Origin of the sequence: Streptomyces bohaiensis, assembly GCF_012033785.1 — a bacterium.
Taxonomy (GTDB): Bacteria; Actinomycetota; Actinomycetes; order Streptomycetales; family Streptomycetaceae; genus Streptomyces; species Streptomyces bohaiensis.
Genome location: NZ_JAAVJC010000478.1, coordinates 1 through 1,833, shown reverse-complemented (window position 1 = coordinate 1,833; position 1,833 = coordinate 1). Strand labels below are relative to the sequence as shown.

Annotated in this window: 1 protein-coding gene; it reads right to left on the bottom strand. The window is 73.5% G+C overall.

The genetic code is table 11. From position 1 onward, the window contains the following. Window positions 1-162: 162 nt before the first annotated feature. Window positions 163-1,374 carry a S8 family peptidase gene (locus HCN52_RS24085; RefSeq protein ID WP_168090533.1) on the bottom strand — a complete coding sequence of 404 codons (1,212 nt, stop codon included), beginning with the start codon at window positions 1,372-1,374 and terminating at the stop codon, window positions 163-165. Window positions 1,375-1,833 lie beyond the last annotated feature (459 nt).

Genomic DNA, 1,833 nt, shown 5'->3' with positions numbered 1-1,833 from the left:
GGCCCGGCCCTCGACGGGCCGGCGGTGGTCCGGGACGCCCCGGTGCCGTCCGCAGGGGCGGAGGCACCGGTCCTGCGGGGTGTCCCGTCAGGCGCTCCGCGCGGTGCCGCCGGGGGCGGGACCGGCGGCCGGTGACGGGGTCACGTCAGCGGCGGTCGGTGGTCAGGGGAGCTGGAGCAGCCGGTTCGGCGAGCCGCTGCCCGGGCTGGTGACCTTGCCGGTGACGGCGGCGCCGACGAGGGCCGACTTCACCGTGGCGGGCGAGGCGGAGGGGTTGCTGCCGAGGTAGAGGGCGGCCACGCCGGCGACGTGGGGCGCCGCCATCGAGGTGCCGTTGATGGTGTTGGTGGCGGTGTCGCTCGACGCCCACGCCGCGGTGATGGAGCTGCCGGGGGCGAAGATGTCGATGGCGCCCCAGTTGGAGTAGCTGGCGCGGGCGTCGGTGGAGGTGGTGGCGCCGACGGTGATCGCCGGGCCGACCCGCGCCGGCGAGAAGCCGCTGGCGTTGGCGTTGCTGTTGCCGGCGGCGACCGAGTAGGAGACGCCGGAGTTGATCGACGAGACGACCGCGGCGTCGATGAGGGAGTTCGCGCCGCCGCCCAGGCTCATGTTGGCGACGGACGGGCCGCTGGCGTTGGCGGTCACCCAGTCGATGCCCGCGACGACGGACTGGACGGTGCCGGAGCCGGAGTCGTTGAGCACCTTCACCGAGACGATGTCGGCGGCCTTGGCGACGCCGTAGGCGGTGCCCGCGGCGGTCGACGCGACGTGGGTGCCGTGGCCCTGGCGGTCCAGGCCGGTGCCACCGAAGGCGTCGAAGCCGAAGACCGCGCGGCCGCCGAAGTCCTGGTGGGTGTAGCGGATGCCGGTGTCGAGGACGAAGACCGTCACGCCGGCCCCGGCGTGGGCGGGGTAGGTGTAGCGGTTGTCCAGCGGGAGGTTCGGCTGGTCGATCCGGTCCAGGCCCCACGAGGGCGGGTTGACCTGGGTGGTGGTCGCGAGCTCGACGACCTCGTCCTGGTAGACCTTGTCGACGGCCGGGTCGGCCGCCAGTCGCAGTGCGTCCGCCTCGTCGACCTCGGCGGCGAAGCCGTTGACCACCGTGTCGTAGACGGTGCTGATCTCGGCGTCGTACTTGGCGGCCAGTTCCTCGGCGGCGGGCGAGTCGGCGGCGACCGTCTCGTCCAGCACGACGATGTAGCTGCCGGTCACTGCCTCGGCGGCATCGGCGTTGAGGATGACGCCGGTGGCGTCGTCCGTGGCGGCGTGGGCCGCGCCCGGCAGGGCGAGCCCGGCACCGAGGGCCAGGACGGCTGCGGTGGCGGCGGCGGAGCCGAGAGTGCGGCGGCGGGGGGTGGTACGCATCGCTGACATCGAGGGAATTCCTCCGCTGGATGGATTCGAAGTGCGCTGACGACCGGATCTCTGACGGAGCGTGGCCACAACAATTCACTCCGTCGTTCGAAAGATTTGCCGAAGTAAGGGAATCCGACAAGGGGTTGAGGATGGTTGTCACGCGCATGTCACAAGTTCAACATCTGAATTCGCATCAGAAGCGGTGAATGCGGGCGCTCGGTTCCGGAACAGCCCCCGAACCGTTGACCGGACTGTGCTCGAGGCGTGACGGAGCGGTGTGCCCGCCGGTCCGGCCCGGTCCGCCGCGACGGGCGGCGAGGTCACGGCGGGTCGGGTGCAGGTCGCGAGGCCCGGTGGGCGGACAGGGGGACCGGGGGACCGGTCGCCGGCGCACCGCGGCGCCGACGCGCACACCGGCCGCCCGCCCCCGGCCGCGCGCCCCCCACCCCCCCCCCCCCCCCCCCCCCCCCCCCCCCC

Bases quoted from the DNA above. Each gene is read 5' to 3' on its own strand.
- HCN52_RS24085 (WP_168090533.1), bottom strand. From the start codon at position 1,374: ATGTCAGCGATGCGTACCACCCCCCGCCGCCGCACTCTCGGCTCCGCC.